Origin of the sequence: Rhizobium sp. BK049 (genome assembly GCF_014193135.1) — a bacterium.
In the GTDB taxonomy this organism is placed as follows: domain Bacteria; phylum Pseudomonadota; class Alphaproteobacteria; order Rhizobiales; family Rhizobiaceae; genus Rhizobium.
The window spans coordinates 133,081-159,262 of the sequence record NZ_JACHYV010000013.1; the positions used below are offsets into that span (position 1 = coordinate 133,081).

Below are 26,182 nucleotides of genomic sequence, written 5' to 3' on the forward strand. Positions count from 1 at the left end.
GGTCATTCCGCAGCCGGTTTGAACTGCGCATGTTCGGTTGAATCGTGCATCGCCGTGGTCGAAGACCGGCCGCCGGTGATGGCGAGCGACACGGCGTCGAAATAGCCGGTGCCGACCTCGCGTTGATGTTTGGTGGCGGTATAGCCGTTCACCTCCGCGGCGAATTCGGCCTGCTGCAATTCGGAATAGGCCGACATCTGCCGCTGCTTGTAGCCGCGCGCCAGCTCGTACATGCCATAGTTCAGCTGGTGGAAGCCGGCGAGCGTGATGAACTGAAATTTGTAGCCCATCGCGCCCAGCTCGCGCTGGAACTTGGCGATCGTCGCCTCGTCGAGGTTCTTCTTCCAGTTGAACGATGGCGAGCAATTATAGGCAAGCAGCTTGCCCGGATGGACCCTGTGCACACCCTCGGCAAAACGGCGCGCCTGCTCCAGATCCGGCTTCGAGGTCTCGCACCAGATCAGGTCGCAATGCGGCGCATAGGCGACGGCACGGGCGATGCAGGGCTCGATGCCGTTTCTGACCTGATAGAAGCCTTCGACTGTGCGCCCGGCATCATAGTCGACGAAGGGCTGGTCGCGCTCATCGATGTCAGACGTCAGCAGTTTTGCTGCTTCCGCATCGGTGCGGGCGATGACCAGGGTCGCCACGCCCATGACGTCGGCAGCAAGCCGGGCGGCGTCGAGATTGCGGATATGGGCGGCCGTCGGGATCAGCACCTTGCCGCCGAGATGGCCGCATTTCTTCTCCGAAGCGAGTTGGTCCTCGAAATGGACGCCTGCCGCACCCGCCTCGATATAGGCCTTCATGATCTCGAAGGCGTTGAGCGGCCCACCGAAACCGGCTTCCGCATCGGCAACGATCGGTGCAAACCAGGTCTCGACGGAAAGGCCGTTGCCCTCTGCGGTCTCGATCTGATCGGCGCGCTGCAGCGTGCGATTGATGCGCTTGGCGAGTTCCGGCCCGGCATTGGCGGGATAAAGCGACTGGTCGGGATACATCGCGGATGCGGTATTGGCGTCGGCCGCCACCTGCCAGCCGGAGAGATAGATCGCCTTCAGCCCGGCGCGCACCATCTGCATGGCCTGGTTGCCGGAGAGCGCGCCGAGCGCATTGACGAAGTCTTCCTGATGAATGAGCTGCCACAAGCGATCCGCCCCCATTTCGGCGAGCGTATGGCTGAGCGCCACCGAGCCTCTCAGCCGCTCCACGTCAGCGGCGGAATAGGGCCGTTCGATACCGTCAAAGCGGCCTGCTGGCGCATTTCGTACAAGCTTGTAAAAATCGGTCATGCGGGCTTTCCTCACTGAAAATCGTCATGAATGACAAGATTGACAATTTGCGCCGTTCTGGCCAGAAAAACCTTTGATTTTCGGACCGGAAAAAGGTTAAGATGACGAGGATTGACAGAGGGGCGCTGTGAAGTTGTAAAGTTTTGTAAATTAAGCGCCCCTGTTCTTTGTCAAAGGTGTGACATGGCGGAACGGAAGATCTTCGCAGGCCCTAAACTGCGGCGCATTCGCAATGCGCTGGCGCTGACGCAGACCGCCATGGCCGAGGCACTGGAGATTTCGCCTTCCTACCTGAACCTGATCGAACGCAACCAGCGGCCGTTGACGGTTCAGCTGCTCCTGAAGCTTGCGGCCGTCTACCGGATCGATCTGGAGGAGTTGCGGGGACAGACCGGCGGCAGTCTCGGTCAGCTGAAGGAGGTCTTCGCCGACCCGTTGCTATCAGGCGAACTGCCCGGTGACCAGGAACTGGTGGAGGTGGCTGAAGCGGCGCCGAATGCCGCAAGCGGCATGATCAAGCTTTATCGTGCCTACCGCGAACAGGCCGCGCGGCTATCCGATCTGACAGTGCTGATGGCGGCCGAGGGGCATGCGCCCGTTGCCGCCGGCCGACTGCCGCTGGACGAGCTGCGCGAGGCGCTGGAGCGCCGATCCGGCTATTTCGGACGGATCGAGGCAGCGGCGGAAGCCTTTGCTGCGACGGTGCCCGGCGGCCTCGATCTTGCGGCGGGACTGAAGGACTGGCTGCGCGCCGAACGCGGCATTGCGGTGCGCGTCTTACCCGTGCACGTCATGCCGGATCTGCGCCGCCGTTTCGATCGCCATTCGATGCGACTTTTCATTTCGGAACGCCTGTCGCCGGCCGATCGTGCGCACGAGATAGCGGTCGAGGCAGCGACCCTTGCCTTGCTGCCGGCCATCGATGCCGAGCTCGACGATCTCCAACTTTCCTCCGCCGAGGCGCGCCGCATCGCCCGCTTCGAGCTTGCCCGCATTGCGGCACTGGCGCTGGCCATGCCCTATGAAGCCTTCCTTTCGGCGGCCAAGGCGACGCGTTACGACATCGATATTCTTCGGGCGCGTTTCGGCGTCTCCTTCGGCCATGCGGCAACGCGTCTGACGATGCTGCAGCGACCCGGCGCGGCAGCAATCCCCTTCTTCCTGATCGAAATCGATGCGGCCGGCCATCGGCTGCGGCGAGCTGGCGCCCAAGGCTTTCCGCAGGCCCGTTTCGGCGGCGGCTGTCCGAAGCTCAATATCCACGCCGCCTTCCTGCAGCCGGGCCAGATTCTTGCCGAGACGGTGGTCATGCCGGATGGCGCTTCCTTCCTGACGGTCGCGCGCACCCTGGAGGGGCCGAGCGTCGAATTCGGCGAAAGAATCAGACGCACCGCGATCCTGGTCGGCTGCGATGCCGCTCTTGCAGCCGGCGTGGTCTACGGGCAGGCGGCGGCGCTCGATCCGGTTGCAATCGGCCCGGCCTGTCGTCTCTGCGAGCGGCGCGGCTGCCTTTCCCGCGCCGAGCCGCCAGTAACGCGGCCGCTCGGGCTCGACGAGATGGTGGCGGGTCTCAGCGCCTTCGACTTCCAGTGATTGTGAAATGATTGAAGGCGCAGTTTTTGCGCTTGTGGGCTTAGAAATTCCTTCTTAGTCTGCGGACAAAATCAGAGGGAAAAGATGTTCGCGGGATGCGGGCTCTTCGAACAAACAGGAGAAATCATGAGGTCAACCATCGCAACCGTGACGGCCGCAGCCATCGCCGCGCTCCTTGCCGCCGCGCCGGCCGTTGCGCAGGAGCGCGTCGTTAACGTCTACAACTGGTCGGATTATATCGACGACAGCATCCTTGCCGATTTCACCAAGGAAACCGGCATCAAGGTCGTCTACGACACTTTCGATTCCAATGAGACTGTCGAAACCAAGCTGCTTGCCGGCGGCACCGGTTATGACGTCGTCGTTCCCACGGCCGACTTCCTGCAGCGTCAGATCCAGGCGGGCGTCTTCCAGAAACTCGACAAATCCAAGCTGCCGAACCTTTCCAACATGTGGGATGTGATCCAGGAGCGCACCGCTGCCTACGATCCGGGCAACGAATACGCTGTCGACTACATGTGGGGCACCGACGGGATCGGCTATAACGTCAAGAAGGTCGCAGAAATCCTCGGACCTGATGCCAAGCCGGGTCTCGAAGTGATCTTCGACCCGAAGGTGGCCGAGAAGTTCAAGGATTGCGGCATCTACGTGCTCGACACGCCGAAGGATGTGATGACCACGGCGCTGCGTTATCTCGGCCTCGATCCGAACTCGACCAAGCCCGAAGATTTCAAGAAGGTCGAGGAATTGCTGACGGCGGTGCGCCCTTATATCCGCAAGTTCCACTCCTCCGAATATATCAACGCCCTTGCCAATGGCGATATCTGCATCGCCTTCGGCTATTCCGGCGACATGCTGCAGGCCCGCGACCGCGCGGCCGAGGCCAAGAACGGCGTCGAGGTCAACTATTCGATCCCCGTGCAGGGCGCCCAGATGTGGTTCGACATGATGGCAATCCCCGCCGATGCCAAGCATGTGGCCGAGGCGCACGAATTCCTGAACTACCTGATGAAGCCCGAGGTCATCGCCAAGGCGAGCGACCACACCTTCTATGCCAACGGCAACAAGGCCTCGCAGCAGTTGGTCAGCAAGGAAGTGCTGGAAGATCCGGCCGTCTATCCGACCGACGAGGTGATGAAGAACCTCTTTACGGTCAAGCCGTGGGATCCGAAGACGCAGCGCACGGCCACACGGATCTGGACGAAGGTCGTGACCGGCCAGTAGGTTGGTGCTAGGCCCGGACGGAAACGTCCGGGCCTTTCAATTACCGGCCCGGGGTGGAGGCCGGCTGAAAACTTATTCTCGGGGAATATGATGAAATCTTTGGGCAATATCCGCCGCGCCTTCGCACCCTGGACCGATCCTTCTGCAAAACCTTTCATAGCCTTCAAGAATGTCACCAAGCGCTTCGGCAATTTCACCGCCGTCGATGATCTGTCGCTGAACATTTATCATCGCGAGTTCTTCGCGCTGCTCGGCGCCTCCGGCTGCGGCAAGTCGACGCTTCTGCGCATGCTCGCCGGCTTCGAGCAGCCGAGCTCGGGCGAAATCATCCTCGATGGCACCGACCTCGCCGGCACGCCGCCCTACAAGCGGCCGGTCAATATGATGTTCCAGTCCTACGCGCTTTTTCCTCATATGACCGTCGAGAAGAATATCGCCTTCGGCCTCAAGCAGGACGGCATGCCTAAGGACGAAATGGTCGAGCGCGTGACGCAGATGCTGAAGCTCGTAAAGCTGGAGCAGTTTGCCTCACGCAAACCGAACCAGCTCTCCGGCGGTCAGCGCCAGCGCGTCGCGCTCGCCCGCTCGCTCGCCAAACGCCCGAAAGTGCTGCTGCTCGATGAACCGCTCGGCGCGCTCGACAAGAAGCTGCGCGAGGAAACCCAGTTCGAACTGATGGACCTGCAGCAGACGCTCGGCCTCACCTTCGTTGTGGTCACCCATGATCAGGAAGAGGCGATGACCATGGCCGACCGCATCGCGGTCATGAGCCACGGCCAGGTCGTGCAGGTGGCAACGCCGGGCGAAATCTACGAGGCGCCGAATTGCCGCTTCGTCGCGGACTTCATCGGCGACGTGAATATCTTCGACGGCAAGGTGACGACGTCAGGAAGCGGGGCGGTCGAGATATCAGTCGAAAGCGGCCTGACGATCCGGACTGCCGCCACGGAGGCGCCGGCGACCGGCAGCACGGTCGGTTTTGCTATCCGCCCGGAAAAGATTCGCGTGACGCGCACGGCCCCCGCGAACGCCTCGGTCAATGCCGCCAAGGGCGAGATCTGGGATATCGCCTATCTCGGCGACATGACCGTCTTCCACATCAAGCTGCCGGGCGGCAAATTCGTCAGAGCCTCTTCCCTCAACGCGCAGCGTTCCGTCGAAGACCCTTTCACCTATGATCAGGAGGTCTGGGTTTCGTTCGACGAGAATGGCGGCGTGCTGCTGAAGGACTGAGGCTATGGAAACTTTCGCATCTCGCCTTTACAACCGTCTCGTCATCATCATCCCATATGCTTGGCTGCTGCTCTTCTTTCTGGCGCCGTTCTTCATCGTCTTCCGTATTTCCCTGTCGACGACGGCAATCGCCATCCCGCCCTATGAGCCGGTCTTCTCCTTTGCCGATGGCTGGGGTGGTTTCTGGAGCAAGGTCGCGACCTTCTCCTTCGATAATTACGGCTATCTCACCGACGATCCGCTCTATTTCAACGCTTATCTCTCAAGCGTCATCATCGCGGCGGTCTCGACCTTGCTGATGCTGCTGATCGCCTATCCAATCGCCTATGGCATGGCGCAGGCCCCACGCCGCATCCGGCCGACGCTTTTGATGCTCGTCATCCTGCCGTTCTGGACGAGCTTCCTGATCCGCGTCTACGCCTGGATAGCCATCCTGAAGCCCGAAGGGCTGCTGAACCAGCTTCTCCTGTCGCTGCATGTGATCGACAGCCCATTGATCATCCTCAACACCACCACCGCCGTCTATATCGGCATCGTCTATTCCTATCTGCCCTTCATGGTGCTGCCGCTCTATTCGGCGCTCGAAAAGATGGACGGCACGCTGATCGAGGCAGCGCAGGATCTCGGCTGCACGCCGATCCAGGCCTTCTGGCGCGTCACCTTCCCACTGTCGATCCCCGGTGTGGTTGCCGGCTGCATGCTGGTCTTCATCCCTGCCGTCGGCGAGTTCGTCATTCCCGATCTTCTCGGCGGTTCGCAGACGCTGATGATCGGCAAGACGCTCTGGAACGAATTCAACGCAAACAGAGACTGGCCGGTCTCCTCGGCGGTCGCAACCATCCTGCTGATGATCCTGGTGATCCCGATCGTTTTCTTCCAGAATGTCCAGGCCAAGGCCGAAGAGCGGGGGAAGTAAGCCATGCTGAGATGGACCCGTTTCAACATCATCTCCGTCGTGCTCGGCTTTGCCTTCCTCTATCTGCCGATCGTGCTGCTGGTGGTCTTTTCCTTCAACGAATCGAAGCTCGTCACTGTCTGGGGTGGCTTCTCCACCAAATGGTATGTCTCGCTGCTCTCGAACCAGGCCCTGCTCGATGCCGCCTGGGTAACGATCCGTGTCGGTCTGCTGTCGGCCACCTTCGCGACCGTCCTCGGCACGATGGCGGCGCTGACGCTGGTGCGCTATAGCCGCTTCCGCGGCCGCATGCTCTTTTCGGGAATGGTCTATGCGCCGCTCGTCATGCCGGAAGTCATCACCGGTCTGTCGCTGCTGCTGCTCTTCGTGGCGATCGGCTTCGACCGCGGCTTCTGGACGATCACGCTGGCGCATACGACGCTGACCATGTGCTTCGTCGCCGTTGTCGTGCAGTCACGGCTCTTAAGCTTCGACCAGTCCATTGAGGAAGCCGCCCAGGATCTGGGTGCGCCGCCGGTGCGGACCTTCTTCGAGATCACGCTGCCGATCATCTCGCCGGCAGTGTTTTCGGGCTGGATCCTGGCTTTCACGCTGTCGCTCGACGACCTCGTGATTGCAAGCTTCACCTCCGGCCCCGGCGCCACCACACTGCCGATGAAGATCTATAGCCAGGTGCGCCTTGGGGTGACGCCCGAGATCAACGCGATCTGCACGATCCTGATCGCCATCGTCGCGGTCGGCGTTATCTGCGCATCGATCGTCACCAAGCGCCGCGAAGTGCAGCGCGAGCGCGATGAGTGGGCGGCTGCTGCCGGCGCCTGATCCAACGAAAACGAAGAACTCCAGCAGGGCTGGCTGGCGGTCGCTGACGACATGAACGTTTGACTTCGTTCACCGATGTCGCCGAGAGCGCATCGTTGTGAAATCTCAGCCGAGATAGGATGCCCGCTCGAACGCCTTTAAAAGTGCTCGCTCGGACAGATTGAGGTAGGTCTCCATCTCGTGACACGCCTGACTGTTCTCACCTTTTTCTGTCAGGGTAACGATAGTCTTGTTCATATCAATGAACGGTGCGTGAAGTTGCTCCAGATTATCCAGAAGCCCGAACCCAAGGCGCAACTCTGCTGCAACGCGTTCGTAGAAATCGCTAAGCCGTGCGCTGTCTGCCAGGTCCACGATCGCGCTGTGAAATTTCATGTTCGCACTTCCTACTGCATGCCAGTCCTGCTCTTCACGCTTGGTCTCCGCCTCCTCCACAGCCTCGCGCATCGCTTTGACCGCAGGATGAAGTCGCCAGGCTTGCCGAAGCGCGCCGCACTCCAACATCCGGCGAACTCGGTAGATGTCCATGATAGAAGCCACATTCGGTGTTGCTACAAATACACCCCGGTTGGTCTCGTGGCGGAGCAATCCGTCCTTGGTAAGCAGCCGAAAGGCCTCGCGGAGTGAGTTACGCGACACTTCAAAGCGATCACTGAAGCCTGCTTCAGACACCCGCTGCCCAGGTAACAATTCACCGGAGATCAACAAAGCGCGGATGCGCTTCGCCAATCGGTCTGCCAAGGGCTGACTCTCAGCTTTTTCGGTCACCGAAACCTCTTCTGCCGCATGGGGATATTCGGCCATTGCATACCATTAAAATGGGCGACTGGAAGGGGAAATCAGTGCGGTTTCAGTAAACGATGTAATTTGATCGTTGAACAATCTGTTAGGTACGTCTTCGCCTGCTCCCATCGCGCTGAAGATGTCTCTGATCAAGATATTTGTGTCTCGATCAACAATATGAGAAAGACGCTCATTTTTTTCGTATTTTGGCAGAACGATAAATAATTATCGTTGAACAATCTTGACAACGTTGCAGAGCGGATCATGATGGGAGTGCTAAAAGCATCCGCGAGGGGCGGGTGACGATAAACGGAGAAACTTCCATGCAGCAGACCGAGCTCGCGCACGGCCGCCAGGTTGCGACTGTGCAAAGCGCCAAAGCGCAGCGCTACGCCTTACTTTCCGCAATGTTCCTGATGTCGATGGCAGCCGTAGGACCGGGCTTCATCACACAGACGGCCAATTTCACCGTTAAGCTCGGAGCAGCCTTTGCCTTCGCGATCATCGTTTCCATCTTGATCGACTTCGTCGTCCAGGCAAATGTCTGGCGTATTGTAACGGTGACCCGCATGCGGGCGCCGGCAGTTGCCAACGCGGCAATTCCGGGTTCGGGTTATCTGCTGGCCGTTCTGGTGATTATCGGTGGCCTGTTCTTCAATATTGGGAACATCGGAGGGGCAGGGCTTGGCCTCAATGCCATGATCGGTCTCGATCCGAAGATCGGCGGCGCGATCGGCGCCCTTGTTGCCATCGGCATCTTCGTTTCGCGCCGTGCCGGTGTGGCGATGGATCGCGTGGTCTTCGTCGCCGCCTTCGTCAAACTTGCACTTATTCTTTATGCTGCAGTCGTTTCCGGTCCCCCGGTCGCTGATGCTTTCCACCAGACGTTCCTGCCATCCACAATTGACTTTGCCACCATCACCACGATCGTGGGCGGCACGATCGGCGGCTACATTACGTATGCCGGTGCACATCGCCTGCTCGACAAGGGAACGGTCGGAGTCGAAAACATCAGCGCGGTCAATCGCGCGGCGCTGAGCGGCATCGCTATCACCGGAGTGTTGCGCTATATCCTGTTCCTGGCCGTTCTCGGCGTCGTTGCCTCTGGCGCGGTCATCGACCTGTCCGGCAAAGCAGCAAATCCGGCAGGCCAGGCCTTCCATGCCGCGGCCGGCGACATCGGCTTCCGCCTGTTCGGCGCAGTCTTCCTTGCTTCTGCGCTAACCAGCATTATCGGCGCAGCGTACACGTCGGTCTCGTTCCTCACGGCCTTCAAGTCGGATATGAGCGAGCGGCAACGTAACTTGTCGACAGTTGGTTTTATCTGCATCTCGCTGATCGCCTATATGCTTGTCACCACCCCGCCAGCCGCTATGCTTGTGTTCGTCGGCGGTCTGAACGGTCTCGTGTTGCCCATCGGTCTTTCGATCCTGTTGTTCGCAGCCTGGAAGCGCGCAGACCTGATGCATGGATACCAATATCCTCGTTGGCTCTTGGGCCTTGGTGCACTCGCCTGCTGCCTGACCTGGTACATGGCCTACAAGTCCGTTGGCCCTATCTTCGCGCTGCTCGGCTATTAAAATCATCCACCCAAATTCTAGCCGGCCATATTGGTGTGGCCACGCAAGTCCACTGCTTCAGGAGGAATATCATGATGGCCGTTATCGATCTCAACAGCGATCTTGGCGAAGGTTACGGCGCTTGGAGCATGGGGGATGATGCCGCAATGCTCGCCGTTGTTTCCAGCGCCAACATTGCCTGCGGTTTTCATGCCGGTGATCCGGCCGGGATCTACCGCACAGTCAAGGGTGCTGCTGAGAAGGGCGTCGCGGTCGGCGCGCATGTCTCCTACCCGGATCGCGTCGGCTTCGGCCGCCGCGATCTCGATGCCACCTCTGAAGAACTGATTGCCGACGTCATATATCAGATCGGCGCGCTGAAGGGCGTTGCCGCAGCCGCTCGCACGACCGTTCGTTACGTGAAGCCACACGGCGCACTCTATAATCGTATCGCGAACGACTCAAAACAGGGACGGGCCGTCATCGACGCCATAAAGGCCGTCGATCCTTCCTTAATCCTAGTGGGCCTTGCCGGCGCACCCATTCTTGATCTCGCCCGCAAGGAGGGGCTCGTTGTTGTCGCAGAAGCCTTTGCCGACCGAGCCTATACTCCGCAGGGACAATTGGTCTCCCGTCGCCAAGCCGGTGCGGTGCTGCACGACGCCACCCATATCGCCGAGCGCATGTTGCAGCTTGCCCGTGAAGGTACGCTTGAGGCCATCGACGGCAGCACCATCAAGATCGAAGCGCAATCCATCTGTGTTCATGGCGACAGCCCCGACGCCGTTGCCATAGCACAGGAAGTCCGCCGCCGTTTCGAACTGGAAGGCGTCGAAATCCGTTCGTTCACGCCCGCCATTTGAGGAACAGCGCATGATCATTCCCGCCTCTTGCCTGAGGCAAGCCGTGGCAGCCATCATGGCCTCCGGCGTTCGCTTCGCCATAACCCGTGCACCGAGCCACATGTTCGTAGCCGACATTTCCGATTCTGCCGATCACGTGTGAGAACAGAATGCGTTTTCTTCCGGTCAGCCTCACCACCCTGCTTGTCGAACTGGCCGATCTTGACCAGACGCTTGCTTTGTTCGCCTCCCTTCAAGCCGATCCGATCGAAGGTATCGAAGAAACAGTTCCGGCGGCCCGGACGCTGATGATCCGTTTTCGCCCAGAGAGAATTAGCGGCGAGACACTGGCAAGCAGGCTTGCGACCCGCGATCTCTCGGCCAAAATCGCCGCCTCGGAAAATCTCGTCGAAATTCCCGTTCGTTACGACGGTGAAGATCTCGGCGACGTCGCTGAATTGACCGGCCTGAGTGTTGAAGAGGTCATCCGTCGGCACACCGAAAGCGAGTTCATTGTCGCCTTTTGTGGTTTTGCGCCCGGTTTCGGTTATCTCGTCGGTGGCGACCCCGCGCTTCACGTACCACGCCGCCAAAGCCCGCGTACCCGTATACCCGCTGGCTCCGTCGGGCTTGCCGGCGCTTTCAGCGGCGTCTACCCGCAAAACAGCCCCGGTGGCTGGCAGATCATCGGCACAACGCCATTGAAGATGTGGGATATCGATCGCGATCCAGGCGCGCTTCTCCAGCCCGGTTATCGCGTCCGCTTCCTCAATATGGCAGGCAACACCGTTTCTGTTGCCTCCACGACGCCGCGTAAAGATAAGGCGAAAACAGGCAGGACCGCACCACACTTCGAGGTTCTTGCGGCACCGATGCCGGCGCTGTTTCAGGATCTCGGACGCTTCGGCCAAACCGGGCAGGGCATCTCGGCAGCCGGAGCGCTTGATCGCAGTGCTTTCAATGCCGCTAACCGCATTGTCGGCAATCCCGCCAACACACCCTGTCTTGAACTGACGCTCGGCGGTTTTTCCTTCAAAAGCTCAAGCCGGACCGTTATTGGTGCTGCCGGAGCGCTCGGCTCGATCACGATCAAAACCGCAGCCGGACGCACATTCACTGCCGAAGCTTATGCCCCGGTATCCCTGGAGCCCGGCGATGTGGTGACCTTTGGCCAACCGCTGAAGGGCATGCGCAGCTATCTTGCTGTGCGCGGCGGTTTCAAGGTCGAACCTGTTCTTGGCAGCGTTGCAACCGATACGTTGGCGATTGTCGGCCCGCAGCCGGTCACTGCTGGCTCAACCCTCTTTTTAAATCTCGTGAACTCAGGCCTTTCGAGCGTTTCGATCGACGAGGTACCGGCGTTCGGCCCACCGCGGCCTGGCGATGTGGTAACACTCGATGTGGTTCTGGGTCCTCGCACGGACTGGTTCACGCAAAGGGGACTCGAGACCCTGACAGGCCAGCTATGGCAGGTGACGCCACAGTCGAACCGCGTCGGCATCCGGCTGGCTGGCGACATTCCGGTCGAACGGAAGGATAGCGCCGAACTGGCAAGCGAAGGTACTGCGACAGGCGCCATCCAGATACCTCACAGCGGCCAGCCGGTCCTGTTCCTTAACGATCACCCGTTGACCGGCGGTTATCCGGTTATCGGCGCAGTCGCCAATTATCACCTTGATCTTGCGGGTCAGATTCCGGTGAACGCAAAAATCAGGTTCCGGCCAATTGGCCCGTTCGCCGAAATATCGGCGCGCGAGAACCCAGAATTCCGAGGAGAACAGCGATGAAGAAAGTACTGATTGCCAATCGGGGCGAGATCGCGGTGCGCATCATCCGCGCCTGCTGCGACTACGGTATCCAGTCCGTCGCCGTTTATGCCGACCCTGATCAAGACGCACTTTTTGTGCGCCTGGCCGATGAGGCTTATGCACTTGAAGGTATCCGCCCTGCGGAAACCTATCTTGACATTTCCAAGCTGATCGCCATTGCAAAACGCGCCGGCGCAGACGCCGTACACCCCGGTTATGGTTTTCTCTCCGAGCGCGCCGAATTTGCGCAAGCGGTAATGGATGCCGGTTTGACCTGGATCGGCCCGGACCCCCAGGTCATTGAAGCGCTCGGCGACAAGGTGGAGGCGCGACGCATTGCCACCAGCGTAGGTGCACCGTTGGTCGCGGGAAGCGATGGTCCAGTCTCCTCCGCAGCAGAAGTCATCGCCTTTGCCGAGGAATATGGCCTTCCTGTTGCCATCAAGGCGGCTCACGGCGGCGGCGGTCGCGGCCTGAAGGTCGCGTGGAAAATGGAGGAGATCACTGATCTCTACGACTCCGCCGTTCGTGAAGCAACCGCCGCCTTTGGTCGCGGCGAATGTTTCCTCGAACGTTTCCTCGATCGACCCCGCCACATCGAAGCGCAGGTCGTTGCGGACAAGCACGGCAATGTTCTCGTTCTTGGAACGCGAGATTGCTCGCTACAGCGCCGGAACCAGAAACTGATCGAAGAAGCGCCGGCACCTTTCTTGTCCAAGGAGCAGCGGCGCAAGATCCACGAGGCGGCGAAATCAATCTGCGCGGCTGCAGGCTATTCAGGTGCCGGTACCGTTGAATTCCTGCTCGGCGTTGACGGGACGATTTCCTTCCTCGAAGTCAATACTCGGCTTCAGGTGGAACATCCCGTAACCGAAGAAACGACTGGCATCGATCTGGTCATCGAACAATTTCGCATCGCAGAGGGCCATAAGCTGCCTGTCCTCGATACGCCGGAACCGCGTGGCCATTCCATGGAGTTTCGCATCAACGCCGAAGACCCCGGCCGGGGCTTCCTGCCGACGCCCGGCTCCATCTCGGTTTTCGACGCGCCTTCCGGCCCTGGAATCCGTGTGGACAGCGGCGTCGTTGGCGGTTCAAGCATTCCGGGCGTGTTCGATTCGCTGATGGCGAAGCTCATCGTAAGCGGCTCAGACCGAGACGAAGTGCTGCGCCGTGCCCGCCGCGCGTTGAAAGAATTCCGCATCGAGGGCGTGGCAACCGTCCTGCCGTTCCACCGTGCGGCCATCGAAACCAAAGACTTCATCGGCAGCGATGGTTTCAAGGTGCATACGCGATGGATCGAGACTGACTTTGCCGCCATGCCAGACGCGATGGAACGTCCCGAACCGGCAAACGACCCATCCATGACCCACACATGGCTGGAGATTGACGGCAAGCGCGTAAAAGTTGGACTGCCAAACATATTGTTATCCGGTCTTAGCACGGCCGGTCAGATCGACACCGCCGCAGCCGATGCGAACGGTCTAAAAAAGGAAGAAGGCGTTGTGGCACCAGTTTCCGGAACGCTGCAATCCTTCAAGGTAGAGGATGGCGCTACTGTTGCCGAAGGTGATCTCCTGGCGGTGATGGAGGCCATGAAGATGGAAACACAGATCGCTGCCCCGAAGGCGGGCAAGGTCCACCTTCTTGTAAAGGAAGGCGACTATCTGCAGGCTGGCGTGTCGCTCATGGCGCTTGAATAGTATGAAGGAGCACGGTCGATCTACCGCCGCCATACGATTGGTAATTAACCGATCGTCCCCGGCGCAGGCTGGTCTTGCTCGGAATGCTCTGGCCGATGACCGCCAGGCCTTTTCTCGGCGAGAGGCTGGTACGCTCGCCCTTTAAGAGGGCCGCAGCGTTGGGTTGCCGCCAAATAGCGATTCGCTCTGCTCAGTGGAACTTGTTGTGAAACGACGGCAGATCTGGCGTTCCGATGGCTATTGCGCGTGGGGCGCGGTGTTCAGAAGTGGAACCGGCGAGATCACCGGGTTCGGCCATGAGCCGCCGACGAAGAACGGCAGAAGCGGCAGCTCGGCTGCCTTGGCCGGATCGGTTGTCTCCAGCGAACCGGAAAGCGCCAGCCCGTTGGACTGATAGGTGACCACGCCGGAAAGCGCCAGCGTCTGCGTCGGCCCGACGATGTTGGCGTCATGGATTTCGGCGGAGCCGTTGGCGAAATCGGCTTGAAGGTCCAATTGGTTGAAGGCGAAAGCGCCGCCCGCTGCGGCACTCAGCGGAAAGAACGGCTTTTGGGCCGCCTGTGTCCTGAGCGCTCCTACGTCGATTCCGGGAATCGTGCCCTCCCTTGTCCAGAAATGCAGTGTGCCGGTGACGTCGGCAAGACCGGCCGTCCAGATCGCTTTCGACGACTGCAGGTCGAGATCGAGCGATCCCGTCGCAAGCGGCAGCGGCCCTTTGAGCTGCAGACGTTCGGCAAGGCCAGCGAAGTCGGCGTCGCGGATCGACAGCTGCAGCTTGCCGCCACCGTCGAAGTCACGCCGTGTCGCCTCCAGATGCGCCGTCATTTCGCCGCCTTCGAAGCCGCTGTCGCCGATATCGAATTTCGCCTCGCCGCCCGTGACGATCATGCTGGCGCCGACATCGGAAAGCTCGAAGCGGCCCATCTCGGCGCGCCGCGCCGAAAGCCTGACGTCGACGTCGAGCAGTTGCAGCGGTTCGCTGATGCCGGCGGAGATGTCCTTCGCCTCACCGGCCGCCAATCTCAGGGCGAAAGCATCAAGGAACGGCTTCAGGTTCATCTGGTCGAAGGCGAGCGTGCCTCCGATCTTCGGCGGTCTGCCGGCCGTGGTCGAAAGGTCCATCACGCCAGTGGCGCTCGCCTCGTTCAGCGACAGGCTGAGATTGTTGAAACGCAGCCCGCTGCCCGACGACATGATGTCGGATTCCAGCGAGGCGCTCTTCAGAGTGCCGACGCCGGGGAGCGATCTGCCCGACCATGTCAGAAACGCCGGCACATCGGGAATGCTGACGGCGATATTGCCGGACAGCGCCGAAAGGCTGGCGATGCTGGCGATCCCTTGAAAATGGGCCGTCAGCAGGTTTGACGTCAGCGATGTCCGCGTCTCCGCGCTCTTGCCGGCAAAGGCAAGCAGCGGCTGGCGCGAGGCGAAATCCACCTTCAGGTCCACGCCGTTGATACGGGCGATCACGACAGCCGAGATCGCGCCCGAGAGCCGTGGCCAGCCAATGTCGGCCGTGACGCTGTCAAAATTGTAAGTCTTGGCGCTCTTGAGGTCGGTGACGGCAAGCGTGCCGTCCTCGACGGTGACCGCACCGATCTCGGCATCGAGAGCGGGATCGAGCACCTCAGCCCCGTTTTCGTAGCGCACGCCGCTGATCGCGCGCGCAAGCAGGCCGGCGTAACTCCAGTCGATCAGGCCGTTCTCGTCACGCGTCAGCGCCAGGTTGGGCCGCAGCAGATGGAATTCGTGGAAACTCGTGCGGCCTCTCAGCGCATCGATGAGGCTGAAATCCGCCGACAGGCTTTCAATACTGCCGAGCAGCTTGTCGCCGCTTTCGCGCGGCTGGCGGATGGTGACCTGGTTCAGCGTGATGCGCGGCGTCGGCCAGAATTCGAGAACCGGATTACCCTTGATTTCGGCATGGTAGCCCGTCCATTTCGACAGCGCATCCTCGATGCCAGAGCGCACGAAACCGGCCGTGATGAGATAGGGTGCTGCGACCCTGAGGGCCACGAACAGCGCAAGCGCAACCAGCAGAAGCAGTGTCGACATGCGGGCAAAGGCCGGAAGCCAGCGCGAAACCGGCCCGATCTTCCTGCGCCACCTGTGATGTCTAGACGTACTCATGATCTCCGCCGCTTACCCAAGCGCTGATTTCGCCCGATATATGAAATATCAGGCCTATGCAAATCCAATGCATGTCGCCCGGAAGCGTGCAGCGGTTCCGGGACAACGACATCATAAAACGAAGAGCCGAACCGCGTCCCATGAATCCGGTTCATGCCAGCGGTTTAGCTTTGGGATCGGGCAGCTGCGCACTTTATAATGCAACGCAGCATGATATAAAGACGGCATTGGGGAGGAGGAATGAATGCAGGATAATAAGCCACTTTGGGTGCCCTCGGCGGAGGCGGTCGCCAAAAGCCCGATCCACGCCTTCATCGAGCGCTGTAACGCCGAGTTCGGGCTTTCCCTTTCAGGCTTCGATGATCTGCATGCATGGTCGGTCGCCGAGCGGGAGAAATTCTGGTCGACCGTTTGGGATTTCTGCGGCGTGAAGGGAGAGCGCGGTGCAGAGGTGCTCGTCGACGGCGACAGCATGCTCGGCGCCCGCTTCTTTCCCGACACGACGCTGAATTTTGCCGAAAACCTGCTGCCTGGCCGCGGTGAGGCCGACGCCATCGTCTTCCGCGGCGAGGACAAGGCCGAAGACCGTTGGTCGTGGGATCGGTTGCGCGCACTGGTCTCCAAGCTGCAGCAGGCCTTCGCGGCACTCGGTATCGGCAAGGGCGACCGCATTGCCGCTATGATGCCGAACATGCCCGAGACCGTCGCCGCCATGCTTGCCGCCGCCTCGATCGGCGCCATCTGGTCATCCTGCTCTCCCGATTTCGGCGAGCAGGGCGTGCTCGACCGCTTCGGCCAGATCGGCCCCCGGCTGTTCATCGCCTGCGACGCCTATTGGTATTCCGGCAAGCTGCAGGACGTAGGCCAGAAGGTTGCCGCGGTGGCTAAAAGCCTCGGTGTTCCCACGATCGTCGTTCACTATGCCGGCGATGCCGAGGCGGTGGCGGGCAGGACGCCCGGGGCTTCGACGCTGGACGCCTTCATTGCTCCTTACGAGGCCAAGGAGATCGCCTTCACGGCGCTTGCTTTCGGTCATCCGCTCTACATCCTCTTTTCCTCAGGCACGACCGGGGTGCCCAAATGCATCGTGCATTCGGCTGGCGGCACACTGCTGCAGCATCTCAAGGAGCACCGGCTGCATTGCGGCCTGGAGGCAGGCGAGAAGCTCTTTTACTTCACCACCTGCGGCTGGATGATGTGGAACTGGCTGGTCAGCGGGCTCGCCAGCGGCGCCACGCTTTGCCTGTTCGACGGCTCGCCCTTTGCACCTGACGGCAATGTGTTGTTCGACTATGCCGAGGCGGAAAGATTCGCGATTTTCGGCACCTCGGCAAAATATATCGATGCGGTGCGCAAGGGCGGGTTGACGCCGCGCAAAAGCCACGATCTCTCCAGCCTCCGGCTGATGACCTCCACCGGTTCGCCGCTGTCGCCCGAGGGTTTCACCTTCGTCTATGAGGGCATCAAGGAAGATGTACAGCTCGCCTCGATCTCGGGCGGCACCGACATCGTTTCCTGTTTCGTGCTCGGCAACCCGCTGCAGCCGGTCTGGCGCGGCGAGATCCAGGGGCCGGGCCTCGGTCTTGCGGTCGACGTCTGGGATGATGACGGCAAGCCGGTGCGCGGCGAGAAGGGCGAACTCGTCTGCACCAAGGCCTTCCCCTCCATGCCTGTCATGTTCTGGAACGACCCTGATGGCGCCAAATATCGCGCCGCCTATTTCGACCGGTTCGACAATGTCTGGTGCCACGGCGATTTTGCCGAATGGACCAAGCATGGCGGTCTCGTCATCCATGGCCGTTCGGATGCGACGCTCAACCCCGGCGGTGTGCGCATCGGCACGGCCGAAATCTACAACCAGGTGGAACTGATGGACGAGGTGGCCGAGGCGCTGTGCATCGGCCAGGAGTGGGATGATGATGTCCGTGTCATCCTCTTCGTCCGCCTTGCGTCAGGTGTGACGCTGACCGAGGATCTCATCAAGGCGATCAAGACGCGTATTCGCACCGGCGCCTCGCCGCGGCACGTGCCGGCAAAGATCATCGCAGTTGCCGATATTCCCCGCACCAAGTCAGGCAAGATCGTCGAGCTTGCGGTGCGCGAGGTCGTTCACGGCAGGCCCGTGAAAAACCAGGAGGCGCTCGCCAACCCCGAAGCATTGCACCTCTTCGCCAATTTGAGCGAACTGAGGGACTGATAAGGAACGGTAAACCACAAGCTTTCACTATTCAGCAATGACCTGTCATGGAAACCTTTCGTTAAGAAACCTTTGTCAAAGGTGAAACAACTTGGGGGCCGCACATGAACGAGGCGGCCTGAAGCCTCCGGGCTTACGAAACATGACGTTGATCGACTGAGCTCTTGTTGAACAGCACCTATTTGAAGGCAGCCTCCGGGCTGCCTCTTTTTTGCTTGCCCGTGCAGCGTTCCGGCGGCTCCGCCCCGTCGATAGAGATCAACCAGCCAGCACGCGTTGCGACGGGAAGGTGATCTCGACGAGCGTGCCTTCGTTCGGCGCCGAATTGATCGAGAATGTGGCCCGGTTGGCATCCACCATCGCCTTGGTCAGCGGCAGGCCGAGCCCTGTGCCGTCGCCGCGATGGCGTGACTGGGTCGAGGAGACCTGGCGGAACGGCTTCATCGCATGGTCGAGTTCGGCGCGCGTCATACCGATGCCCGTATCGCGGACCCTCAACACCACGCTGCCATTCGCCTCGTAGGAGGTGGAAACGACGATCTGTCCGCCAGACGGGGTAAAGCGGATGGCGTTCGACAGGATGTTGAGAGCGATCTGCTTGATCGAGCGCAGATCCGCTACGACTTCGGGCACCGAATGCGAGAGCGCCGTCCGGATGATGACGCGCTGGCCGTTTGCCTGCGGCTGGACGAGGGCGACGGCCTCCGAAACGGCCTCGTTGAGGCCGACGGCGGCGAAGTCAAGATCCATCTCGCCCGCCTCGATTTTCGAAATGTCGAGGAGATCGTTGACGATATCGAGGACGTGCCGGCCGGAGCGGCCGATATCGTTGGCATACTCGATATAACGAGGATGGCCAATCGGACCGAAGCGCTCGCCGGCCATCATGTCGGAAAAGCCGATGATGGCATTGAGCGGCGTGCGGATTTCATGACTGACGCGCGCGAGGAAATCGGTCTTGTGGGCGTTGGCGGTTTCGGCCGCGCCCTTGGCGTTGCGCAGCTCGTCCTCGGTGCGTTTCCACTGGGTGATATCGCGGATGACGGCGCAATAGCCGTTCGAGGAGGTCAGCCGGCCCATCGTCATGAACAGCGGCACGAAGCCGCCGCCGGCCTCGCGGCCGATCACCTCACGCCCGTCGTTCAGCACACTTGCCACGCCGTGGCCGGAAAGGCCGTTCAGATAGTCGAGGACGGCTCTCTGGCTCTCATGGGCAAACAACATGACGAAGGGTTTGCCGCGCGTCTCCTGCTCGTCGTAATTGAAGAGCGCGCTTGCCGACCGGTTCATCGAACGGATGTCACCCTCCGTGCCGATGACGACGACACCGTCGGTCGCCGTTTCGAGGATCGAGCGCAATTCCTCGACCTCGACCTGAAGCTTGGCGACCTTCTCGACCATCCGCTCGGGACGCGCTTCGGAGCGGTTGCCGTCGCCGCGGCCATCTTCCTTGCCTTCCACCGGCATCAGCGCCAGCATCAGAGCATTGGCATCTTCCCACCGCACCGATTGCAGCCGGGCAGTCACCGGCGTCAGCGTGTCGTCGGCCTTGACGAGCATCATGGTGCCGGAACCGGCTGCCTTTTCCTCAAGTTCGCGGCGCTGCAGCAGCGCTTCGATACCGCCGACCTCACGCAGCGCGTCGAGCGAATGGTAACCCGTCAGCCGCATGAATTCGGGATTGGCATGGATCAGTTGATCGCCGACATGGATAAGCACCGCGACCGGCAATTGGTCGACCGTACCGGCCGAAAGCCCGTCAATCATCTTCACGCGCGGCGGGATGAAACTTGTGAGAACCTCAATCTGGCTGACCGTCTCCTCAAGCCCTTCCGTCGGCTCGTCCTCGGCGATGGCGTCGGGTTCTTCAGCGGCGTCTTCGCGCAGCGGGTCGACCGCGTTCTCGAAGATTGCCTCCTGCGGCGCCGTCTGCTCGACCGAAGCGGCGTCGGCCGTATCGGCGGCGGGCGTTTCGCCGGTGATGGCTTCCGCTCTTTCTTCGAAGGATGCTGATTCCGTAGCGGTAGTGCCCGCCGGCGGGGCGTCAGGCTCTTGCCTGCGGGCGCCGAAGGCTTCCAGGCGCTTGGCGATTTCGCGGAAGTTCGCCTGTTCGGCGGCCGTCAATGCGGCGCCTGTGCTGTGAAGCTGCACGACCTTGTCGGTCGAACGGCGATTGGGCGTTTCCACGATGCGAAGCGCCGGGGGGTCGTCTGCGGCTTCGGCCGCTGGCGCTTCACTGGCGCCCTCCTGCATCTCTTCGGCGGCGCTCTCCCGGGCGGGCGGCTCGAAGCCGGCCTCTTCTCCGGTCGCTTCGAAAGGCGTCTCTTCGGTCTGCGGGTGGTCCTCGATCGCGTCCGCTGCGATCGGTTCCGACGGGGCCGCTTCGGGCCCGGCGTGAATGTCGTGTGCCGACTCGGTGACAGAGGGGTCGGCCGCCAGGCCGAGGCTTGCGGCATCATGGCCGATGCCGTCCGGGCCGAGCGTCAGGCCGAGCGCCAGCGGATCCTCCTGCGCATCGGAAAGCCGGACGACGCCGAAGCCGCGGAAACCGTCGAAGTCGCGGTTGCGGGTATAGGTCGGCAGAGCGGCGAGATCGACCGGAACGACGAGGCTGGTGCCTTCGACCGGCCAGAGGATCGTCTTGCCCGACCATGTGTCGCGACGCGCAAGCGCCTCGGAAATCTTGCCGTCGGGATCGAGATTGAAGAGAGCGGCGATATCGCTGAAGGCGGAGCCGATGATGGCGGATGCGTGCGGACCGACGGCCTCGGCAAATTCGTGGCTGACCTCGTTGAAGCGTCCTTCCGCATCGATCTTCCAGACGAAGCGCGTGGCGCGGCTGTTCGGCCTGAAGACGAAACCGGGCTCGGCCGCAAGCGACGGGGCAGGGGGCGCGTCGGAAGCTGCGGTGGTTGCGATGGCCGGCTCTTCGCGGGCGGCTTCCAGCGCCTCATCGATGGCCATTTGGCCGGCTTCGGCAGGCGTTTCAGCCGTCAAGGCCGCTTCCGCCGCGTCGTCGGCGGTCGCAGCGGGCTCGTCGACCTCATCCATGCGGCCCTCGGTCGCGCCGTCTTGGTTCTCCGGGGCTTCGTCTGCGGCCGGATTCTCGTCGGCAACCGCCGCCTCTGCGGATGTGAGGGCCGCCTCTGCCGGCTGTTCCCGGTCGTCGGCGAACTCCTCCAGCGTCTCCTCGACCTCTTCGATCCCCGAGACCGCATCGACGATCTCGCCGATCCCGGTCGCCGCAGCCGCCGCTTGCGAGGGAAGTTCGGATGACGACGTGCCTTCTTCCCCCGTCGGCGCGTCAGCCGCCTGCGGCGGTCCGTCGACTGCATCGAGCATGGGCGCGTCGACCGGATCAAGATGCCCGATCGCAGTTTCCACGGCAAAGAGCAGATTGAGCGCCGGCTCGTCGCTGAGCCTGCCGACCGCAGCCGGAAGATAGCCCCTGCCGGTGGCGACCGGGCGCTTCACCAGGCGATCGGGATGCGCGCCGGCAAGGTTGATCAAGGCCTTTGCGGTCTCGCCTGATATTGCGAGCGAGGCAAAGCCCGGCGAGGCTGCGATGACCTCGCCATTGGCGCCGATGACGGCCATATGCGTATCGGGATCATCGAGACCCTGCAGCATCTGGGCCGCCGCAGCGCCAGCCGTCAGCGGCCTTGCCGATACCGGCACGGAAAACAGAATGGCCTTCTCGCCTGATGAAAGCCGGATCAGTTCGGCCGCCGCCTGCACCTGCACGCGCTGAAAGCCCTTGGCGACGCGGATCATCAGGCTTCTGTTGTCACCGATATCGGCGAGCTGACGCGCCGCCGTTTCCAGCTGCCGAAAGGTGATGTCGGTGCGATCGACGCCCTGATCGAGCAGGTCGTAGATCGCCGAATGGCCGAAAAGCTCCGCACCTGCCCCGTTTGCCCAGAGCAGGCGGGCAAGATCTGATGAAAACAGCACCATGGCTTCGCCGCGCGAAAAGCGCTCCCGCACCCGCGCATGCACGGCGATATCGATGAACGGATACTGGACTGCGGGCATGATCAAACCTTGTCGCTGTCGGCCTTCTAAATTAACGGCTTATTAATAACTGCAGGTCGCATGCCGGTCCAGAACAGCGGGGTGCTTTCAGCCGAAAGGGTTAACGACTTGTGCGTTGCACAAATTATGTTGCAATGCACAATCAAATGTTCTATATAGACGTCATTCGATGATCACAGGCAGCGGCTGCCTTAGCCCAAAGGAATGCGACCCATGGCTACCATAAAGACCGATGATGTTTTTTCAATCGCTTCTTTCGACCCCTCCAAGCTGGCTGAATCCTTCCGCGAATTCGCTGAAAAGGGCGCACAGCAGTCGAAAGACGCCTACGCCAAGCTGAAGAGCGCTGGCGAAGAAGCCGGCAAGACACTCGAGGCGACCGTCCAGACGGCACAGGCCGGCACCGTCGAGATCGGCCTGAAGGCGATCGACGTCCTGCGCGTCAACGCCGAAACCTCCCTCTCGCACATGGAAGCACTGCTCGGTGTCAAGTCCGTCGCCGAATTCGTCGAGCTACAGACCTCGTTCCTGCGCAAGCAGGCCGAGCTTGCCGTCGATCAGGCGAAGTCGATCCAGGAAACCACCAAGCAGGTTGCCGAAAAGCTCGCAAAGCCCTCCAAGGAAGCCGCCGAAAAGGCCATGGCATCCTTCAAGGTCGCTTGATCGGCTCCGGCCTATCGCAAACAAAAGGCTGGACCTCGCGTCCAGCCTTTTTGTATATTGATAAGGAATGGGACTTGAATTCATCGCCAAGTCCTCGTATGTGACCCCCGTCGCGCCAAACGTGATTTATGCGGTTGTAGCTCAGTTGGTTAGAGCGCAGGTTTGTGGCACCTGAGGTCAGTGGTTCGACCCCACTCAACCGTACCATCTCCCCACTTCAGTCCCCATCAGATCGCTCCTTCTAGATAATCTCATCTCGATCGAGCATCTCGATAGAAATGTTAAACTGTATCCGTAATGATCCTGCACGGGTGTCGTCGTGTCCTGCCAGAAAGCCCCGGGTTTGACGCGTGGAATGGCTGACGAGGCGCGCCTCCTGTCGACTGGAGCGTGCTGAAGGCTGATTAAGCGGTGCCGAAGAGAATATACGCTTCCGGAGGCGACTTTGCTGCTTGTTTGCCACAGCAAATCGAACATTCAGGAAGTACAACCCGCCCGTATGGTGCGATGCCACCGGATGCGCTGCATGTGCGGCACGCAGTAGCTGGGGTTTCCAATCGCAATAGTCCGCCACTCGATTACGAACGATCCGACCACGCAAGGAAAATTGCGGAAGATGCGAACCGCCTAGCCCACCCGCGGCAGCAGAGGTGCAGTCAACGATCATTGGTGCCGAAAAATCCGGACCTCGCTCCCCGATGAGCCCGGACACTTACTAAATTTCAGCAGATAACCGTAACTTCAATTTAAGTGCCGTCGTGCCAGCAATTGCGAAGGTTCGGACGGGCAGGATCTTGGAAATATGTCTTCTGGCCAATGTTAGAGGTTGCGGAGGAAAAGCTTCATAAGCGCAAGTCGCCAAGATCAAAAATTTTCCCGAATAGAAATAAAGCTTTTGGTTGAATTTCCTTTCCAAATGCAGCAGAGGGAAATCGGCGTAAGACGCGGTCGAAATGGAATAGGTAAACGGGAATTTTATGACGAATCTCATTACTCCGACGAAGAACGTCACATTGACCGGTGATCAGAAAGTTGACGGGCTCGTCAACGGCACTGCCTGGGACGGAACGATAACCTATGCCTTTCCTACGACCTCGTCGTCTTATGCCTATAGCGGCGAGAAAGACTATTCATTCTCTTCGATTTCGTCGCAACAGCGGTCTTTTGCCTCGTTCTTCATGGAGCAATCCTATGGGGGTGCGGCAAATGACGGCTTCTCCGTAGAGGGGTTCACGAACGCCAACTTTGAGGCCGGAAGCGCGGCTAACGCAACTGTGCGGTTCGCTCAATCGTCGCAGCCTCCGACGGCATGGGCCTACACTCCAAATATCGGCGGCCATGGCGGCGATGTCTGGTTTGGGACGGGGTACGCCGGCACCGAAGATGATCTTCGCTTCCCGAGGTTCGGCAACTATGCGGGCCATACCGTGGCGCATGAGCTGGGTCACGCTCTCGGATTGAAACATGCTCACGAAGCTGGTTATCCTAATACGACAGTCGTTCCGCGTGCTTACGATTCGGTCGAGTATACGATCATGTCTTACCGCACGTATGTCGGAGACAGTTTGAGCGGGTACAAGTACGAGCATGATGGCGCGCCACAAACCTTCATGATGCTCGATATCGCCGCCCTGCAGGAAATGTATGGCGCAGACTACACGACCAACAGTGGCGATACCGTTTACAAGTGGAATCCGAACCAGGGCATCACCTATGTCAACGGCGTTGCGGCCATCACGCCCGCAGCCAACCGCATCTTCGCGACAATCTGGGACGGCGGCGGTATCGATACTTATGATTTGAGCGCTTATACCACCGCCCTCAAGATCGACTTGCGAGCAGGCGGGTACTCGGTTTTTTCTCAAGGCCAGTTGTCCTACCTGGGAGGAGGTCCGAATAACGGCTATGCCCGCGGCAACATTTTCAACGCCCTTCTTCATGAAGGCAATACGGCGTCGTTGATTGAGAACGTTAAAGCAGGCTCCGGCAATGATTCGATCACAGGCAACGAGGCGGACAATGCTCTCTGGGGCAACGCCGGCAATGACACCCTTAACGGCGATTCCGGCAATGACACACTCGACGGCGGTGCCGGAATCGACAAGATGTCGGGCGGGGTGGGCAACGACGTCTACATCGTCGACAATGCCAGCGATGCTGTCATTGAGAATGCCAATGAGGGGACGGATACGGTCCGGACGACGCTTTCTTATACACTCAGCACCAATGTCGAAAACTTGATCTACTCCGGCACCGCCGTGTTCATCGGTCATGGCAATGCGGCGGCCAATGTGATCACCGGCGGGGCGGGGTCTGATTGGCTGGATGGGGAGGCCGGCGCCGACACGCTGATCGGTGGTGCGGGCGACGATACCTATGACGTCGATAGTCTCGGCGATGTCATGGTCGAGGCGACCGACGGCGGCACTGACAAGATCTGGACCGATCTTGCCGCTTATTCGCTTGCGGACATCGCCAATGTCGAGAATCTATCCTTCCTAGGTAGCGGCAATTTTACTGGTACGGGTAATAGCCTCGACAATATAATCACTAGTGGGTTAGGCGACGATACGCTCTCTGGTGGGGCGGGCAACGATACGCTGGACGGTGGCTGGGGAGCTGACACGCTAATCGGTGGGACCGGCAACGATATTTATGTCGCTTACTATGCCGGCGACACTATCATCGAGAACGCCGACGAGGGCACTGACACGGTTCAGACGTATCTTGCGAGCTACACACTGAGCGCCAACGTCGAGAACCTCACTAAAATCGGCTCGGGTGCCTTTGCCGGGACTGGCAACAACCTCAACAACACCATCACCGGCGGCGCGGCCATCGATATCTTGTCGGGCGGTGCCGGTGACGACACGCTGAACGGCAGGGCCGGTGCCGACACGCTGATCGGTGGGACGGGCAACGACACTTACATGGTCGACAACGCATTCGACGTCGTCACCGAAAACGCCGGTGAGGGCATCGATACGGTGCAGGCGGCGCTGGCGAGCTATACTCTGGCAGCCAATGTCGACAATCTCACGTATAGCGGCACGGCAGCCTTTACCGGGACGGGCAATGACCTTGCCAACACGATTAAGGGCGCGGCAGGTGCCGATACCCTGGACGGGAAGGCCGGAGCAGACACGCTGATCGGCGGAACGGGCGACGATACCTATATCGTCGATAACCTTGCCGACGTCATCACGGAAAGGCCGAATGAAGGAACTGACCTGATCAAGACGGCGCGTTCGATCTATACGCTCGGCAACAATATCGAAAAGCTGATCTATACGGGATCCGGCAGCTTCACCGGCACCGGCAATGCGCTCGTCAACACGATCACGGGCGGCGCCGGCAACGATCTTCTGGACGGCGGCGCCGG

At 60.4% G+C, this 26,182-nt stretch carries 16 protein-coding genes, 1 tRNA gene and 1 pseudogene; 14 read left to right on the forward strand and 4 right to left on the reverse strand.

The window, feature by feature from the left end; translation table 11 throughout:
• Positions 1-2: 2 nt before the first annotated feature.
• Positions 3-1,292 (reverse strand): isocitrate lyase, encoded by a 1,290-nt coding sequence (gene aceA / locus FHT70_RS15760; protein ID WP_183702746.1) that lies wholly within the window; start codon positions 1,290-1,292, stop codon positions 3-5.
• 183 nt (positions 1,293-1,475) lie between these two features.
• Here aceA and FHT70_RS15765 point away from each other — a divergent pair, with 183 nt between their 5' ends.
• From FHT70_RS15765 to FHT70_RS15785, 5 genes are all read left to right on the forward strand, one after another.
• Positions 1,476-2,885 carry an XRE family transcriptional regulator gene (locus FHT70_RS15765; RefSeq protein ID WP_183702749.1) on the forward strand — a complete coding sequence of 470 codons (1,410 nt, stop codon included), beginning with the start codon at positions 1,476-1,478 and terminating at the stop codon, positions 2,883-2,885.
• 126 nt (positions 2,886-3,011) lie between these two features.
• Positions 3,012-4,109: a polyamine ABC transporter substrate-binding protein gene (locus tag FHT70_RS15770; protein WP_183702751.1), complete on the forward strand. Its 1,098-nt coding sequence runs from the start codon at positions 3,012-3,014 to the stop codon at positions 4,107-4,109.
• A 90-nt stretch (positions 4,110-4,199) separates the two neighbouring features.
• Positions 4,200-5,342, forward strand: coding sequence for an ABC transporter ATP-binding protein (locus FHT70_RS15775; protein ID WP_183702753.1), 1,143 nt, complete (start codon positions 4,200-4,202; stop codon positions 5,340-5,342).
• A gap of 4 nt (positions 5,343-5,346) precedes the next feature.
• Positions 5,347-6,258: an ABC transporter permease subunit gene (locus tag FHT70_RS15780; protein WP_183702755.1), complete on the forward strand. Its 912-nt coding sequence runs from the start codon at positions 5,347-5,349 to the stop codon at positions 6,256-6,258.
• A gap of 3 nt (positions 6,259-6,261) precedes the next feature.
• A complete protein-coding gene (locus tag FHT70_RS15785; RefSeq protein WP_085777001.1) occupies positions 6,262-7,080 on the forward strand; it encodes an ABC transporter permease in 819 nt (272 codons plus the stop codon).
• A 105-nt stretch (positions 7,081-7,185) separates the two neighbouring features.
• On the opposite strand, the gene FHT70_RS15790 is transcribed toward FHT70_RS15785, so the two are convergent.
• Entirely contained in the window at positions 7,186-7,848 is a 663-nt protein-coding gene (locus FHT70_RS15790; protein WP_183702789.1) for a GntR family transcriptional regulator, read from the reverse strand.
• Between the two features lie 338 nt (positions 7,849-8,186).
• On the opposite strand from FHT70_RS15790, the gene FHT70_RS15795 reads away from it, so the two are divergent.
• The 5 genes and pseudogenes from FHT70_RS15795 to FHT70_RS15810 all read left to right on the forward strand — a co-directional run bounded on the left by FHT70_RS15795 (position 8,187) and on the right by FHT70_RS15810 (position 13,775).
• Positions 8,187-9,443: an NRAMP family divalent metal transporter gene (locus tag FHT70_RS15795; protein ID WP_183702757.1), complete on the forward strand. Its 1,257-nt coding sequence runs from the start codon at positions 8,187-8,189 to the stop codon at positions 9,441-9,443.
• Positions 9,444-9,517: 74 nt separating this feature from the next.
• Positions 9,518-10,285 carry a 5-oxoprolinase subunit PxpA gene (locus FHT70_RS15800; RefSeq protein ID WP_097600377.1) on the forward strand — a complete coding sequence of 256 codons (768 nt, stop codon included), beginning with the start codon at positions 9,518-9,520 and terminating at the stop codon, positions 10,283-10,285.
• Positions 10,286-10,331: 46 nt separating this feature from the next.
• Positions 10,332-10,427 (forward strand): annotated as a pseudogene (locus FHT70_RS30110) (DUF1445 domain-containing protein); the annotation flags it as partial.
• A 7-nt stretch (positions 10,428-10,434) separates the two neighbouring features.
• A complete protein-coding gene (locus tag FHT70_RS15805; RefSeq protein WP_183702759.1) occupies positions 10,435-12,051 on the forward strand; it encodes a 5-oxoprolinase/urea amidolyase family protein in 1,617 nt (538 codons plus the stop codon).
• Positions 12,048-13,775 carry an acetyl/propionyl/methylcrotonyl-CoA carboxylase subunit alpha gene (locus FHT70_RS15810; protein WP_183702761.1) on the forward strand — a complete coding sequence of 576 codons (1,728 nt, stop codon included), beginning with the start codon at positions 12,048-12,050 and terminating at the stop codon, positions 13,773-13,775. Before FHT70_RS15805 ends, FHT70_RS15810 begins: the two co-directional genes overlap by 4 nt.
• 237 nt (positions 13,776-14,012) lie before the next feature.
• On the opposite strand, the gene FHT70_RS15815 is transcribed toward FHT70_RS15810, so the two are convergent.
• Entirely contained in the window at positions 14,013-15,905 is a 1,893-nt protein-coding gene (locus tag FHT70_RS15815; protein ID WP_183702765.1) for an AsmA family protein, read from the reverse strand.
• Positions 15,906-16,149: 244 nt separating this feature from the next.
• On the opposite strand from FHT70_RS15815, the gene FHT70_RS15820 reads away from it, so the two are divergent.
• Positions 16,150-18,102 (forward strand): acetoacetate--CoA ligase, encoded by a 1,953-nt coding sequence (locus FHT70_RS15820; RefSeq protein ID WP_183702768.1) that lies wholly within the window; start codon positions 16,150-16,152, stop codon positions 18,100-18,102.
• Positions 18,103-18,360: 258 nt separating this feature from the next.
• On the opposite strand, the gene FHT70_RS15825 is transcribed toward FHT70_RS15820, so the two are convergent.
• A complete protein-coding gene (locus FHT70_RS15825) occupies positions 18,361-22,137 on the reverse strand; it encodes a PAS domain-containing sensor histidine kinase (RefSeq protein WP_183702771.1) in 3,777 nt (1,258 codons plus the stop codon).
• Between the two features lie 213 nt (positions 22,138-22,350).
• Between FHT70_RS15825 and FHT70_RS15830 the strand changes: the two genes are divergently transcribed.
• From FHT70_RS15830 to FHT70_RS30330, 3 genes are all read left to right on the forward strand, one after another.
• Positions 22,351-22,800 carry a phasin gene (locus FHT70_RS15830; RefSeq protein ID WP_097600366.1) on the forward strand — a complete coding sequence of 150 codons (450 nt, stop codon included), beginning with the start codon at positions 22,351-22,353 and terminating at the stop codon, positions 22,798-22,800.
• A gap of 130 nt (positions 22,801-22,930) precedes the next feature.
• Positions 22,931-23,007: transfer RNA gene (locus FHT70_RS15835), tRNA-His, on the forward strand.
• A 770-nt stretch (positions 23,008-23,777) separates the two neighbouring features.
• Positions 23,778-26,182, forward strand: a 2,405-nt coding sequence (locus FHT70_RS30330; RefSeq protein WP_281411779.1) for a M10 family metallopeptidase, incomplete at its 3' end; no start/stop codon positions are given.

Coding starts and splice junctions, on each gene's coding strand:
- aceA (WP_183702746.1), bottom strand. CDS start 1,292: ATGACCGATTTTTACAAGCTTGTACGAAATGCGCCAGCAGGCCGCTTT.
- FHT70_RS15765 (WP_183702749.1), top strand. CDS start 1,476: ATGGCGGAACGGAAGATCTTCGCAGGCCCTAAACTGCGGCGCATTCGC.
- FHT70_RS15770 (WP_183702751.1), top strand. CDS start 3,012: ATGAGGTCAACCATCGCAACCGTGACGGCCGCAGCCATCGCCGCGCTC.
- FHT70_RS15775 (WP_183702753.1), top strand. CDS start 4,200: ATGAAATCTTTGGGCAATATCCGCCGCGCCTTCGCACCCTGGACCGAT.
- FHT70_RS15780 (WP_183702755.1), top strand. CDS start 5,347: ATGGAAACTTTCGCATCTCGCCTTTACAACCGTCTCGTCATCATCATC.
- FHT70_RS15785 (WP_085777001.1), top strand. CDS start 6,262: ATGCTGAGATGGACCCGTTTCAACATCATCTCCGTCGTGCTCGGCTTT.
- FHT70_RS15795 (WP_183702757.1), top strand. CDS start 8,187: ATGCAGCAGACCGAGCTCGCGCACGGCCGCCAGGTTGCGACTGTGCAA.
- FHT70_RS15800 (WP_097600377.1), top strand. CDS start 9,518: ATGGCCGTTATCGATCTCAACAGCGATCTTGGCGAAGGTTACGGCGCT.
- FHT70_RS15805 (WP_183702759.1), top strand. CDS start 10,435: ATGCGTTTTCTTCCGGTCAGCCTCACCACCCTGCTTGTCGAACTGGCC.
- FHT70_RS15810 (WP_183702761.1), top strand. CDS start 12,048: ATGAAGAAAGTACTGATTGCCAATCGGGGCGAGATCGCGGTGCGCATC.
- FHT70_RS15815 (WP_183702765.1), bottom strand. CDS start 15,905: ATGAGTACGTCTAGACATCACAGGTGGCGCAGGAAGATCGGGCCGGTT.
- FHT70_RS15820 (WP_183702768.1), top strand. CDS start 16,150: ATGCAGGATAATAAGCCACTTTGGGTGCCCTCGGCGGAGGCGGTCGCC.
- FHT70_RS15825 (WP_183702771.1), bottom strand. CDS start 22,137: ATGCCCGCAGTCCAGTATCCGTTCATCGATATCGCCGTGCATGCGCGG.
- FHT70_RS15830 (WP_097600366.1), top strand. CDS start 22,351: ATGGCTACCATAAAGACCGATGATGTTTTTTCAATCGCTTCTTTCGAC.